13 protein-coding genes are annotated in these 14,025 nt (G+C 64.1%); 6 read left to right on the plus strand and 7 right to left on the minus strand.

The features are described 5' to 3' along the window. Positions 1–47 precede the first annotated feature (47 nt). The 3 genes from MTX34_RS10025 (at position 48) to MTX34_RS10035 (ending at position 3,432) form a co-directional block, all read left to right on the plus strand. Positions 48–2,012 (plus strand): DEAD/DEAH box helicase, encoded by a 1,965-nt coding sequence (locus tag MTX34_RS10025; RefSeq protein ID WP_243609321.1) that lies wholly within the window; start codon positions 48–50, stop codon positions 2,010–2,012. Between the two features lie 93 nt (positions 2,013–2,105). Next, on the plus strand, positions 2,106–2,261 hold the full coding sequence (locus MTX34_RS10030) for a DUF6131 family protein (protein WP_243596606.1): 156 nt from the start codon (positions 2,106–2,108) through the stop codon (positions 2,259–2,261). A 412-nt stretch (positions 2,262–2,673) separates the two neighbouring features. Continuing rightward, positions 2,674–3,432: a GTP pyrophosphokinase family protein gene (locus MTX34_RS10035; protein WP_374639272.1), complete on the plus strand. Its 759-nt coding sequence runs from the start codon at positions 2,674–2,676 to the stop codon at positions 3,430–3,432. A gap of 67 nt (positions 3,433–3,499) precedes the next feature. Here the strand turns inward: MTX34_RS10035 and MTX34_RS10040 are convergent, their stop codons facing one another. Continuing rightward, positions 3,500–5,119 (minus strand): MFS transporter, encoded by a 1,620-nt coding sequence (locus MTX34_RS10040; RefSeq protein ID WP_243609322.1) that lies wholly within the window; start codon positions 5,117–5,119, stop codon positions 3,500–3,502. Positions 5,120–5,202: 83 nt separating this feature from the next. Here MTX34_RS10040 and MTX34_RS10045 point away from each other — a divergent pair, with 83 nt between their 5' ends. Beyond that, positions 5,203–5,769, plus strand: coding sequence for a TetR family transcriptional regulator (locus MTX34_RS10045; RefSeq protein ID WP_243609323.1), 567 nt, complete (start codon positions 5,203–5,205; stop codon positions 5,767–5,769). 164 nt (positions 5,770–5,933) lie between these two features. Here MTX34_RS10045 and MTX34_RS10050 read toward each other — a convergent pair whose 3' ends face one another. The 5 genes from MTX34_RS10050 to MTX34_RS10070 form a co-directional block, all read right to left on the minus strand. Then, entirely contained in the window at positions 5,934–6,905 is a 972-nt protein-coding gene (locus MTX34_RS10050; RefSeq protein WP_243609324.1) for an NAD-dependent epimerase/dehydratase family protein, read from the minus strand. Positions 6,906–6,986: 81 nt separating this feature from the next. After that, on the minus strand, positions 6,987–8,306 hold the full coding sequence (locus MTX34_RS10055) for an MFS transporter (protein ID WP_243609325.1): 1,320 nt from the start codon (positions 8,304–8,306) through the stop codon (positions 6,987–6,989). Beyond that, complete coding sequence (locus MTX34_RS10060) at positions 8,303–8,851, minus strand: 3-isopropylmalate dehydratase (protein ID WP_243609326.1); 549 nt, start codon at positions 8,849–8,851, stop codon at positions 8,303–8,305. Before MTX34_RS10060 ends, MTX34_RS10055 begins: the two co-directional genes overlap by 4 nt. Further along, the gene (locus MTX34_RS10065) at positions 8,848–10,122 is read right to left on the minus strand and encodes an aconitase family protein (protein ID WP_374639276.1); all 1,275 of its coding nucleotides are present in this window, start codon (positions 10,120–10,122) and stop codon (positions 8,848–8,850) included. Before MTX34_RS10065 ends, MTX34_RS10060 begins: the two co-directional genes overlap by 4 nt. Continuing rightward, positions 10,119–10,994 carry an oxaloacetate decarboxylase gene (locus tag MTX34_RS10070; RefSeq protein ID WP_374639278.1) on the minus strand — a complete coding sequence of 292 codons (876 nt, stop codon included), beginning with the start codon at positions 10,992–10,994 and terminating at the stop codon, positions 10,119–10,121. The genes MTX34_RS10065 and MTX34_RS10070 overlap by 4 nt, the downstream gene beginning before the upstream one ends. A 109-nt stretch (positions 10,995–11,103) precedes the next feature. Between MTX34_RS10070 and MTX34_RS10075 the strand changes: the two genes are divergently transcribed. Beyond that, complete coding sequence (locus MTX34_RS10075) at positions 11,104–11,940, plus strand: IclR family transcriptional regulator (RefSeq protein WP_243609328.1); 837 nt, start codon at positions 11,104–11,106, stop codon at positions 11,938–11,940. A 41-nt stretch (positions 11,941–11,981) separates the two neighbouring features. Here MTX34_RS10075 and MTX34_RS10080 read toward each other — a convergent pair whose 3' ends face one another. Next, the gene (locus MTX34_RS10080) at positions 11,982–12,815 is read right to left on the minus strand and encodes a DUF72 domain-containing protein (protein WP_243609329.1); all 834 of its coding nucleotides are present in this window, start codon (positions 12,813–12,815) and stop codon (positions 11,982–11,984) included. Positions 12,816–12,909: 94 nt separating this feature from the next. On the opposite strand from MTX34_RS10080, the gene MTX34_RS10085 reads away from it, so the two are divergent. After that, positions 12,910–14,019, plus strand: coding sequence for a S1C family serine protease (locus MTX34_RS10085; RefSeq protein WP_243609330.1), 1,110 nt, complete (start codon positions 12,910–12,912; stop codon positions 14,017–14,019). The last annotated feature ends 6 nt before the right edge of the window (positions 14,020–14,025 follow it).

Raw genomic sequence — 14,025 nt, forward strand, 5'->3', positions numbered from 1 at the left:
GGGCTCCTTTACGGTGTTCGTGCACACCGTACGACAGACTGGATCCGATGCCACCTCGTAAACGCACTGCCCGATCCACCACTGCCCGCACCGTCAAGGCCGGGCAGAGCAGCGCTGCACGAAAGTTCGCGGCGATGAAGAACGGTGAGCCTGCGGCGAAGAAAGCTGCCCCGAAGGCCGCTGCTCCAAAAAAGTCCGCACCTCGTAAGAGAGCGGCTCCGCGCAAGACCTCATCCCGCAAGTCCGCTGCTCCGGATCTTCGGGTGCCCGATCCCGGTGAGCGCGTCTGGGTCTTGGACGTGCCGTTCGAGGACCGGTCGGCGGCGGGCGCTGCCGGGGCGCGCTGGTATCCGGGTCCTCGGGTGTTCGCCTACTACGGCACGGAGCTGCCCGAATACCTGCAGCCGTACGAGTCGATGCCCTACAGCCTGCAGCGCTGGCTGGAGGACGATGCCAACGAGAACTGGCGTGATGAGGTGGTGCGGGAGCGGGCAATGCAACCGCGCGACACCCAACTCGAGTCCGTTGGACGCCATCTGGCCGCGCTCGAGGCCGGGTTCCCTTATTTCGCGCAGATGGATTCGACGGGTCTGGGCAAGACGTTGGCGGTGTGCGAGGCAGTCCGGCAGATGTCGGCGGCCGAGATCGGCACGGTGCTGGTGGTTGCGCCCAAGGGTGCGTTGCCGGGGTGGCGTCGCACCATTGCCGACAGCGAGGCAGACATCGAGCCGTCCGACCGCAAGCGGTGGTTGCTGATCACCTACCAATCCACGAAGAAGCTGCTCTCTGTTCCGCCCGAGACCGATCTGGGCAAACGTAAACGGACGCAGAACAAGCGGACCATCTCGCTGGGCGAGCTTCGGTTCGACATCGACGTGGTGATCGCCGACGAGTCGCATGCGTTGATGAACATCGAATCCCAGCAGTCGCAGATCCTCTGGCGGTATCAGGAGGCGGCTCGCTCGGTGGTGTGGATGTCTGCCACCCCCGGGTACCAGCCGCTGCACTTCGCGTACATGGCTCGCGCGGTCGAGCGCAGCCGTGGGGTCGAGATCCTGGGCGACGAGGAGTATCTCGGCTACGCGGTGACGATGAAGTGGGCGGAGTTCCTCATCGAATCCGGATTCGCCGTCAAGGCAGGGAAGGCGACGACGGGGTTGACCACGTGGCGGTGGGAGCCCGAGGACGCGACGAAGCGCGCCCGCGACATCGCGTCGGTGCACGGCTGGTTGTCGGGAGGCGCTGTGCCGTGGTCTATTTCGCGGCCGTCCCCGCCGACTCCGCGGGAGCCCCTCGGTCAGGAACTCACGGCCGCGCAGAAGCGCCTCTACAACTCGGCGTGGGTGGACTACCGCAAGGAAGTCGGCCTGCCGATCTGGAAGGCCGTCGGCGGAAAGCGAGTGCTGCAGAAGAACCCGAGCACCCGCGCCGCGACTCTGCGCTTCCGCCAGAAGTGTTCCTACTTACGCATTCCGGCGACTGCGGACCAGGTACGGACGTGGGTCAAGGCAGGCAATCAGGTGTTCGTCTCGATGTTCTACCGCGAGTCCGTCGCCGCACTTGCGCAGACGCTGCGGGACGAGGGCCTCGACGTCGCCGTGGTCGACGGGAGCATGAGCAGCCCAGATCAGGAGGCGTCGATCAGACGCTTTCAGACCGGCGACGCGTCGGTCATCGTCTCGACCACCACGAGCGCGATCAACCTGCACACCAACGAGTTACTGCTCCCGGAAGGGACGGTCTCCACCCTTGCGCCACGCGTGACGCTGATTCACGACCCGAGGTGGACCCCCATCGACATCAGGCAGATAGAGGGCCGCGCGAACCGAATCGACAAGGATCACAACCACACAACCTCGACGTGCTATTACGGCTACGCCGAGGGCACCGTCGAGGAGGAGATGGTGCTCACCGGCATCGAGCGCATCGCGGATCTGGGATCGATCGTGGGGCAGGCGGATCTCATCGATCCGGAGGCTTTCCTCGCGGCGAAAGTGGATGCCGGAAAATAGCGACAATTGTGAGCAATCGTCAACGCGCCCGGGTAGGTTCGGTCCCATCGGCAATTCGTCGGTAGCGGACTCACTTTGGCACCAGGAGTAGTCATGATCGTTCTCGGAATCATCCTCGCCCTCATCGGCTATTTCGCCGGTATTTCAATTTTGACGACTCTCGGCATCATCCTGGTGGTCGTCGGCGCGGTCCTGACGGTGCTCGGTTCGATGGGGCGCGCAGTCGGTGGCCGCAAGACGTGGTTTTGACAGACCCGTTAGAACATACGTTCGATTTCTGTTAGTCTGAGCGGGCCCCCGAAGTTGGCGATGCGGCCAGCGGAGCCACTTCGGGCGGTCCACATCGGATGGCATGGATCTCGAAGGCGGTCGCGCGCGATGGCACTCGAACCAGAGCCCGCAGCCGGTTCGCTGTACCGCGTGGGGGATCGATGGGCCGAGAGAGCGCCGACTCGATGCGGGAACGGTCATCGGCTCGTCGCCAATTCTGTTCTCGTCGGTTCGCGGGCGTGTTCGTGTGAGCTCGGGCATCACCGGACGCACCAGTGCCAGTCCTGCGGGGTCGTGAGATTCACACCGGAACTAGGCCCGTCGTGCAGCGATGCGAGCTTCGATTCTCGCGCCGCGCGCGCCCGGCCCGCCGTCGTGGACAATCGTGTCCATGAACGAGGTCATGAAGAACGGTGATACCGAAGTCGACCTGGGTCGGCTGAGACACGATTTCACGCGATTCATGATGAGTTACAAGTTCGGGATCGACGAGCTGATCACGAAGATCAACATCCTCAAGCAGGAATTCACCCACATTCACCGGTACAGCCCCATCGAGCATGTCTCGTCGAGGTTGAAGACGCCCGAAAGCATCATCGACAAGGCCCGACGCAAGAAGTGTGCTCTGACGCTCGATGCGATCCGCGAGAGCATCTTCGACGTCGCCGGGGTCCGCATCACGTGCAGCTTCATTTCCGACACCTACCGCATCGCGGACATGCTCAGCAGCCAGACCGACATTCGGGTCGTCGAGGTCAAGGATTACATCGCGAACCCGAAACCCAACGGCTACAAGAGTTTGCACCTGATCGTCGAGATTCCGGTGTTCATGTCCGACCGCGTCCAGCCGGTGCTCGTCGAACTACAGATCCGCACCATCGCGATGGACTTCTGGGCGAGCTTGGAACACAAGATCTTCTACAAGTACCGCGGAGAGATTCCACCGACTCTGCTGGCCGAACTGACCGAGGCCGCCGAGAGCGCGAACAAGCTCGACGAGAAGATGGAGAGCCTGCACGACGAGGTGGTGGAACTGAACGGCGACACCGAGAACTCGATCGACCTCGGTGCGATGCCGCCCATGGCCCTGCCGCCGGAATTGCTGCACATGTTGCTCACGGCGCAGGCCGACGCGATCGACCCGGACTGACGACACTTTCGAAACGAAGAACCCCGCTGCTCGACGGGTGAGCAGCGGGGTTCTTGTCACTGTGGAGCTATCCGATGTGGACCGGGGTGTCTCCGACGGGCAGGTCGTCCTTCTTTGCGCGGACGAGCCCGAGCACAACCGGGCACACCAGCGCGACCAGGATCGCGGCGGTTCCGAAGGCCCAGGCGTAGCCCGATACCTCGGCCGCGAACGCGTGATCGATGGTGGCCAGCACGAAGTCGCGGATCGGCTCCGGCAATGCGGCCAGCATCTCGTCGCTGGGGACTTCCTGGCTTGCGAGGGCCTCGGCGGGTACTCCTGCGGGCGGCGTCGGCGCTGGGTTCTCGGCGAGGTACGTGGTCTTCGACGAGGTGTACACCGTGGTGAACACTGCGGCGCCGAGTGCGCCGCCGACCTGAAGGGTGGCGTTGATCAGAGCGGATGCGGCACCCGCGTCGTGATCGGGGACGCCGATGAGCGCCACGTTCTGCATCGGCACCATCAGCAGACCGAGGCCGAGACCGAGGAGCACGACGCCGGGGAGCACATGAGTCCAGTAGGAGGTGTCGACGCCGATCTGCGTCAGCAGGAGCAGACCGATCGCCGAGACGACGGGACCGACGGCCATCAGCGGCTTGGGTCCGATCTTCGGAACGAGAGCGGACGCGATCGCAGCGGTGATCAGGATGCCGCCGGTCATGGGCAGTGACGCGACGCCGGCGATCACCGGACTCATCTCGAGCACGATCTGGAAGTAGAAGGTGAGGTACAACGTGCCGCCGAGCAGTGCGGCACCGATCACCGCGGATCCGATGTATGCGGCACCGCGGTCACGGTCGAGCAGCACGCTCATCGGAAGCAACGGGTTGTCGGACTTGGTCTCGACGACGACGAACGCGGCGAGCAGAGCGAGGCCGAGCGCGATGAAGGAGATGGTGGGTACCGTCGCCCAGCCGTCTTCGGCTTCGGTGAAGCCGTAGACCAGCGATGCCAGTCCGAGTGCGACGAGGATCGCGCCGGGCAGGTCGTAGCGAGTGTCTCCGTGCGCCTTGCTTTCCTTGACCAGCGGGACAGCGGCTGCGATGGCGAAGATCGCAACGGGAATGTTGACGAGCAGGCACCAGCGCCAGTTCGCGTATTCCGTGAGTACTCCGCCGAGAAGCAGACCGACGGCTGCGCCGCCACCGGCGATCGCTCCGAACACTCCGAATGCCTTGGCGCGTTCCTTGGTGTCGGTGAACGTGACCGTCAGGATGGCCAGTGCTGCGGGTGCGAGCAATGCGGCGAAGACACCTTGGCCTGCGCGTGCGATGAACAGCTGCCAGCCCTCTTGGGCGAGTCCGCCGATGGCGGAGGCAACGGCGAAGCCTGCCATGCCGACGATGAACGAGCGCTTGCGTCCCCAGTAGTCGGCGATGCGTCCGCCGAGCAGCAGGAGTGCGCCGAACGACAGCGCGTAGGCGGTGATGACCCAGGCGCGGCTGCTGTCGCTGATGCCCAGGTCCAGCTGTGCCTGCGGCAGCGCAATGTTGACGATCGTGCCGTCGAGCACGATCGTGAGCTGTGTGATGGCGACGATGCAGAGCACCAACCACCGGCGCTCGTAATTCGGATTCGGATCCGACGCTTCGTGCTCGGAGACCTGCGACATGTTTCTACCCCACTCGTACTCGTTGATTCTGGGCACGAAAAATGTCCCGATCGAAAAGGTAGGCGATGCGGCACCGGGTGTCAAACGAACTAGTTGGTTGGCGGGGTAGGGTGGCCGCTATGAAGCCTGACGCCAGCGCAACCCGCGCCCGCATCGTCATCGCTGCCCGTGACGAGTTCTCCGAACACGGACTGGCCGGTGCCCGGGTGGATCGCATCGCGGTTGCAGCCAAGGCCAGCAAGGAACGCCTGTACGCATACTTCGGAGACAAGGAAACCCTGTTTCGGGCGGTCGTCGAGGACGGGTTCGCACGGTTCATCGACGAGGTCCCCTTCGCGGTCGACGACCTCGGCGGATACGCGGCGCGCGAATACCTGCATCTCGCCGCGCATCCCGAGGAGCACCGACTGCTGCTGTGGACTCAACTTCAGGGCGGTATGGCGACCTCGGGCAACGACGACATTCGCTCGGTCATCGCACAGCGACGCAGCGCCATGGCAGTCGCACAGCAGGAAGGTCTGATCTCCGACGCCTTCACCGTCGACGACCTGTTCACCATGATGTTCGGCATCACCTCGGCGTGGATGACCGCACCGGGCAGTGACTGCGGGCCCATCGACGACACCGAACACCGGCGTCGAGCGTCGAAAATCGAGGGTGCCGTACGACGACTCTGCACTCCGTAGCGTTGTCTATCCATCTCTAGCTTTGCTTCAAGAGTGTCGAATAGTGGGGTAGTGGGGCCGGTTTTCCCGCAAACGCGCGCGCGTTCGTCATACGCGCGCGAATTCGACACCGATCCGTTGACAATTCCGAACGCGTCTGGCGATTCCGCGCGCGTCTGTCGAGTTCACCGACCCGCCAGAATTGCCGCCTCACGCTCGGCCGGGAGTCCGACGGGCGGCCGATCACCCCTCATCGGCGTCCGTCCGTTCACCGATTGCAGCCATTCCCACGTGTCTGCGACGGTCTCCTCGATCGGCCGCGTCCGAAGCCCCTCGGCGAATGCCTTCGAGACATCGGACGCGTGCAACGAATCGTGATCCGCGCCCGGCGGAATCCAGATCGGGAGCTCCGTCCACGGCTGCACACCTGCAGCGCTGAGTATGTCCGGTTCCACCCAGCACAGGCGTGCGTCGGATCGGGTGGCGGAAATGCAGGCCCTCAGAACACCACCCATGGTGGCATGCCCGGCTCGACTCACCACGTCGTACGGTCCACCCAACCCTCGTGCGGCAGCACCCAAACTCCAGGCGACCACATCGCGGGCATCGACATACTGCAGCGTGAGGTCGGCGGGACCGGGCGCAAGCACATCCCCGGCGTGCTCGATTCTGTTCAGCCACCACGGAAGTCGGCCGATGTTCTCGTACGGCCCGAGGATCAGCCCGGCGCGGACCAGCAGCGCTCGATCGCCGAAAGCCGCGGCAGCCGCCTGCTCACCGCCGAGCTTGCACCGCGCATAGTCCTCGCCCGGTCCCTGCACCGTCGGCCACGTCTCGGTCGCTCCCGCTCGCGGCGCGTCGTACACCGACCGACTCGAGACGTAGACGTAGCTACCGACTCGATCGGCAAGCATCGTCGCCGACTGCGCCACCACGTCCGGTTCCCACGACCACGTGTCGAAGACTATGTCCCAGTAGACTTCTCGGGTCTCATCCAATCCGTCGGACGAGCGCCTGTCTCCCCGAAGTCGCGTGACACGGGGATCCGACGCGGTTGTGCCGCGGTTCAGGACCGTGACATCCCACTCCAGCTCGAGAGCACGTTCGACGGCAGTTCGTCCCACGAAGTCGCTGCCACCGAGGACCAATAGCTTCATGAATCCAGTGTGCCGGTGAGCGGTCCGTCTGCTCTGCCGAACGCCCGGATCGGAGCTCTGCTGACAGCAGAGCTCCGCGAGCTACACAGGAAGCTTGCTGTGGCCCGTCTCCTTGATGGTCAGTACCGTCGCAACGCCGATGACGCACACGCCCATCACCCAGTACGCCGGTGACATGGCGTTGCCGGTCGATTCGACCAACTGTGCGGCCACGTACGGCGCAGTTCCGCCTGCCGCGATCGTTCCGATGTTGAAGCCCAACGACACTCCGGTATACCGAACTGCTCGAGGAAAGAGTTCGGTGAACAGTGGGAAAGCCGGGACCTGCACCACACCGTTGAGCACCATGTAGACGAAGTAGACGACGCCGACGATCAGAATGCTCGATGTGGCACCGAGAATCATGAACACCGGCAGCGCGATGATCACGTACGCCACATAGCCGAACAGCAGTACCGGTTTGCGGCCGAACCTGTCGGTGAGCATGCCGCTCAGCGGGAAAGTGGCGCAGGCCAAAGCAATTGCGATCGCCGACGTCCAGTACACCGAGTCCTTCGAGAACCCGAGGTCGTTGATCAGATACACGCTGAAGTAGGTCAGTCCGATGTAGCCGGATCCGTTCATCGCGATCGCGATGCCGACGACGCGGAGCACCGACCACGGTTGCCTCTTCACGACGTCACTCAACGGGCTCTTGGCGACCTCGTTCTTGGCTGCCATCTCCTCGAACTCCGGGCTGTCCTCTAGCTTGAGCCGCACCCGGAGACACACGAACGCCAGAGGCAAAGCGAGCAGGAACGGGATGCGCCATCCCCATGACGACATCTGTTCGTCGGTCGTGATCAGAGCCACGAGCCCGACGACGGCCGCGGCGACGGCAAAGCCGAGTGTCGATCCCACCGGCGTGAAGGACCCGAAGAATCCCCGACGGTTCGGCGGTGCCGATTCGGCGATGTACGTTGCGGCACCGCCGATCTCACCGCCCGCCGAGAATCCCTGGGCGAGCCGGATGATGACCAGCAGAATGGGTGCCAACACACCGACACTCGAGTGCGTCGGCAGCAGTCCGAGAATTCCGCAGGCGACACCCATGCACACCACGGTGATGACGAGGGCGTGCCGCCGACCCTTGCGGTCACCGAGTCGGCCGAAGAAGATTCCGCCCAGCGGACGGGCGACATAGGCGACACCGAACACAGCCAAGGTCGCGAGAATCGACACGCCGGGGCTGGTGGAGGGGAAGAACAGCGGCGCGATGATGACGGCGAGGAAGCCGTAGACCGCGAAGTCGTAGTACTCGATGAGAGTGCCGACACCTCCGGCCAGCGCAGCTCGGCGCGCGGTCGTGGTGTCCGCCTTGGGCGGTACGACTCCTGCGCGGGAGTGTTCGGTGTTCGTCATCGCGCTGATCCTTCTGTGAGTGGTTGCGTGCTTCGATGTTCGGAGAGAAGAAGTTCGTACGAACCGCCTGCTTCGATGACGGCGATGGTTCGGGCATTCGGTGGATGACCGGTGATCGTTCTACCATCCCTCCTCGACACCTCGGCTCGACGCCAGTCGAGTCTGACATCATCGCCGACGGATACTGCGTCGGAGATCCCGGGGACGGTGATCAACGGCATCCCGTTGAAGGTCTCGCCGCGCCAGAATCCGGGTGAGAACGATTCTGCGACAACGGCACTGATTCCGAGGTTTCTCAGTGCCACCATCGGCGGATAGTGCGGGTGGCCGTAGCCGAAATTGCGTCCGCCGACGATGATGTCTCCCGGCCGAACTCGGTCCACGAAGTCCGGGTCGTACGCCGTCATGCAGACCGACCGTAAGTGGTCTGGGTCGTAGGACTTGATGTTGGCGACACCCACGACGAGGTCGATGTCGAAGTCGTCACCGAAGATCCACGCCACACGGCCTTCGATGACCTCCGGTGGCGGCGGGTACGCGCTCATGGGCCCACCTGCGTGATCGAGCCGGCGAGCGCACTGGCCGCGACGGTGTAGGGCGAGCCCATGTAGATGTTGGCCTCGGAGCTGCCCATCCGGCCGGAGATGTTGAGAACTCCGGTGGAGATGCAGTTCTCACCTGCCGCCAACGGCTTCTGGTAGCCGAAGCAGAAGTCGCAGCTGGACACCGCGATGTGAGCCCCGGCCGAGCGCAGAATCTCCAGTAGCCCTTCGCTTTCGGCCTGATCGTGCACCTTCTGCGATGTCGGAACGACGTTGAGTTCGACGCCGGACGCGACGGTTCGGCCGTCGAGCACCAGAGCCGCAGCACGCAGGTCCTCGATACGGCCGCTGGCGCAGGAGCCGATGAACGCCTTCGTGATCGGGATTCCGGCGAGGTCGGCAGCGGTGTGCGTGTTGGCTGCCCGAGCCGATCCGGGCTGCACCACCTGCGGAACGACGGTCGACAGGTCGATGGTGTGGCGGGCTGCGTAGTCGGCACCCTCGTCGGGGCGGACGGGGGTGAACGCGTGTCGGGCGACGTCATGGGCGTAGGCGAGCGAGAGTTCGTCGGGCTCGAATATCGCCGATACCGCGCCGGTGAACATAGCCATCCCGCACAGCCCCTGTCGGTGGTCGATCTTCATCGATCGCGCTCCGGGACCACCGAACTCCATGACCTGGTGCGCGCATCCGTCGGCTCCGACCAGGTCGATGATCGTGTGCACGAGATCGCGACTGTCGACGCCGGGACCGAACTCACCCACGAGGTCGAACCGGGTGGTGGCCGGAATGTCCACGTACAGCTGACCCGTCACCCAGGCCTCGATGAGGTCGCGCCTGATGCCCCATCCGAGAGCGCCGAAGGCACCGATTCCGCTGATGTGTCCGTCGAAGTGGACGAGGAAGTCGCCTGGGGTCGCCAGACCGAGCTCGGCGGTCAATTGATGTCCGATGCCACGACCCTCGTGCAGCTCGATGCCGTAGAACTCGCACCAATCTCGCGTGACCTGGTGCACCTCTTGTTCTTTGGCATTCTTCTTGGTGAGCATGTGGTCGATGAAGACGACGTACCGGGATGGGTCGACGAGTTCGGTGATGCCGAAGTCGTCGCGCATCTGCCGAAACATCACGTCGGTGTAGCCGGGGAAGTCGTAGGCGATCATGCGAGCGGGCCGGACAGCGTGATTCTCCCCGGCATGCACCACATCGGAATCACAGGTTCGGCCGAGGATTTTCTCGACCATCGTCAATGCATCGGAGCTCATCTCGGTCATACGTTCGTCTCGGAGGGCAGGTACTTGCGTTGCGCTGCTTCGACTTCCGGGAAGCCGATGAGGTCGACGAACTCGCTGTGCTGCAGTGCGTCTGCACTGACATCGGCGGGTGCTTCACCTCCGGCGAGGCGACGCAGAGCGTCACGAGCAGCCCCGGTGGCGGCCATCAGCACCTGGGTGGGCAGGAGAGCGAGTCGAACACCGATCTGCTGCAACACCTCCGGGGTGAACTCGCGCTCGGTCCAGGTCGACGCGGTCAACGTCGCCATCAGCGGGACGCCGACCTCGTCGTGGCAGCGAGCCCACTCCTCGGCGGTCTCGAAGGTCTTCGTGACCGGCATGATCATGTCGGCACCGGCGTCGACGTACGCGGTGGCGCGTCGGATCGCGTCGTCGCCCCGCGCATCGGTGCGGGCGATCATCAGGACGTGATCCGGAAGCGAATCCCGGACGGCCCGTACTTTGCCCGACGCTTCCTCGACGCTGATCAGGTCCACCGGCTCGCCCACGCAGATGGGGCACTTCTTGGGCGAGAGCTGGTCTTCCATGAAGACGCCCTGAACACCCGCGGCGGCGAATCGGCCTGCGGTCCGCGCTGCGTTCACCGCGTTGCCGTAGCCGGTGTCGATGTCTGCGACCAGCGGCAACGAGGATGCTTCGCCGATGGTGCGCACGGCCTGGAGGTTCTCGGTCATCGTGTAGAGCTCGGCGTCGGGCAGTCCGAGGGCGGCCGACACGGCGAAGCCGGAGGCGCACAGGGCCGAGAACCCGGCCTGCTCGGCGAGCTTGGCGGTCAGCCCGTCCCACACGCCGGGGGCGTACACGAGGCCCTGTTCGGTCAGTTCCCTGAGTGTCGCAGTCATACACACCATCCATTTCGTATTGCGGAACGCATTCCGAAACTAGAGTGGTGGCGATCACAAGTCAAGAGGGGTTCGTAGGATGGCGGCAGCACTTCCCAGTCCGATCGAAGGAGCACACGTGGCATCGCCCACCGAGTCCGACGCCGACTCCGGCCGTCATACCGCCGGTCTTGACGCTGCCGGCCGCGACATCGTCGGCGCGGTGGTCAAGGCGTGCAGGCTGCTCGAGCACTTCGACACTTCACATCCGGTGTGGACGCTGAACGACCTGACGACAGCAAGTCGAATGAACAAGACCACCGTGCACCGGTTGATGACCACGATGATCCACGCGGGCTGGGTGGACCGAACGTCCGAGGGCTCGTACCGAATCGCCATGCCCGTGTTCGAGATCGGATCATCGGCACTGACCCAGCTCGACATTCGCGGAGCCGCGCAGCCGTACCTGTCGGAGATTGCCGAAAAATTCGGCGACACTGCATATCTCATGGTCCCTGCAGACGAGGGAGCCGTCTGCATCGATCGCCACGAAGGGAGCAATCCCCTTGTCGTCGCGGGCATTTCGATCGGTTCGGTACTGCCGTATCACGCGACCGCAGGCCCTATGGCCATGTTGGCGTTCTCCGCTCGGATTCGCGACCGCTGGCTCACCGACGACCTACCTGCGTTCACGGATCGGACACCGACCGCACCGGACGAGCTACTGACACGTCTCGAACAGATCCGATCGCAGGGGTACGCATTGAGCAACTCGGACTACCTCTCCGGCGTCGCGGCCGTCGGAGCACCGATCCTCGGGCGGAACGGGGTGGTCGTTGCATCGATCAGCGTGGGCGGCCGAGCGGAGACATTCGAGGGCGACGCGCTGCGAGAGAAGGTGGCTACGGTCCTGGCGTCCGCCGCGAGCTTGTCCCGAGTGGCGGAAGCGCTACCTGCGTCCGGGCCTACACAGTGATCTATTCGCAAATCTAGAACATAACGTAGAGAACCGAATACTCACCTACCGATGCGCTCGATCAGTTTCATCGCATCGAACGGTGCATATCCCTTGATGTCGTTGTCGAAGTACACGTGGACGTCGCGGCCCGTGGCCGTCCAGTCCGAGATCTTCGCGGCCCATCGATCGAGCGCCGCATCCGTGTAGCCGCTGGCATACAGCTCCTCGTCGCCGTGCAGGCGGGCGTACATGAAGTCGGCTGTCGGAGTGTCGACGTACGGATACTTACCGGCGGTGTCGGCGACAACGAACGCAATATCGTTCTCTCGCAACAGTTGTACGGCCTCGTCGGTGGCGAAGCTCTGATGCCGAGCCTCCACACAGTGCCGCAGGATCCGAGACGACGGAGGCGGCAACAACACTCGATCCTCGGCCAACTTGTCGTCGCGAGCCTCGGCCAGAGTGACTGCAGCAGAGACTGTTCGGGGCAACATTGCGAAGAAATCCGACACCTTCTGCGCGTCGAACTCGAGGTTCGGCGGCAACTGCCACAGGAACGGTCCGAGCTTGTCGCCCAGCGTCAATACCCCGGTGGCAAAGAAATTCGCGAGTGCCGCCTCGACGCCGACGAGCCGCTTGATGTGGGTGACGTAGCGACCGCCTTTGATGGAGAACACGAAGTCGTCCGGCGTCTCGTCGTGCCACTTGCTGAAGCTCGACGGCTTCTGCATCGCATAGAACGTGCCGTTGATCTCGATCGACGATAGTTGTTCCGACGCGTACCCGAGCTCCTTGCGATGCGCCAAACCCGTCGGATAGAAATCTCCTCGCCAGGGTGCGTACGTCCAACCGGAGATGCCGATGAGGACTCGAGGTCGATGCGACGCGGGCATGAGCAGACTGTAGACCGGCGCACCGAGAGGTACCGCTGACCATGATCGTCGACTGACTGGCACCGCGGTCGCCACCGGACCATAATCGGTTCCTATGCAGTCGGGTGGCCGAGCGTTCGTACTGACGCTGGTCGCTGCCGGTGCATGGCTGTTCGCCACACCGCTCGGTCCAGGGGTGCTGGGTATCGACAGCCCGATCCAGGAACCTGCGCCGGCACCTGCACCCGTCGTCGAACCCCCACCACTGACCCTCGACGAACTTTCGGCTCGCGTCGATCCCACCGTCGTCACCCTCGCGGCGTCGGCCGGTTTTTCCGGCGTCGCGGGCACCGGCTTCGTCGTCGCCCCCGACGGGATCGTGCTCACCAACTTCCACGTCGTCGAGAACGCCACCGAGATCAGTGCAGTGCACATGGGCAACGGACTGATCTACGACGCCACCGTGTTGGGTTACGACAAATCCCGCGACGTGGCGGTCGTGCAGTTGATCACCGCGGTCGACCTGCCAGTGGTCGAGCTTGCACCGGACCCACTTCCCGACGTGGGTGACGCGGTGGTCGCCGTCGGGAATGCCTCGGGCGCAGGGGTATTGGTTCCTGCACCGGGCGCGGTCACGGCTCTCGATCAGCAGGTGCGTACGCGCAGTTCGGTGGACGGTTCGGGGAACACTCTCGACAAGATGATTCGCGTCGATGCCGATGTGCGAGCTGGGGATTCGGGCGGGCCACTGTTCGACGCCTGGGGCCGAGTGGTGGGCGTGAACACCGCCGGGCTCTCGGACGAGGCGCGCAACGGCACCGAGTTCTCACCGCCGCAGGCACCCGAGGCCTATGCCGTCCCCATCTCCGAGGCGGTCGCTGTGCTCGATCAGGTGATCGCCGGGCAGTCGGGCGGCACAGTGCATGTGGGCCCCACACCGTATTTCGGAGTCTCGGTACGCGATGTGTCGGTCTTCGAGAACAAGCCGGCAATGGGGGCGGCCGTGGTCTCGGTGACCTCCGATTCCCCGGCGGAGGCGCTGGGACTGTCTGCGGGAGACGTGATCGTGAGGTTCGACGGCGCGGAGATCGGATCGTCACCGGATCTGTCGGAGGCGCTGCTCGGCCGTCGCCCAGATGATTCCGCCGTCGTCGAATGGGTCGACGACACGGGTGCAACCAGCTCCGGCACAGTCACACTCGCCGCCGGAACCCCGACTGCGTAGGGGTCG

The organism is Rhodococcus sp. ARC_M5 (genome assembly GCF_022810405.1).
In the GTDB taxonomy this organism is placed as follows: Bacteria; Actinomycetota; Actinomycetes; order Mycobacteriales; family Mycobacteriaceae; genus Rhodococcoides; species Rhodococcoides navarretei.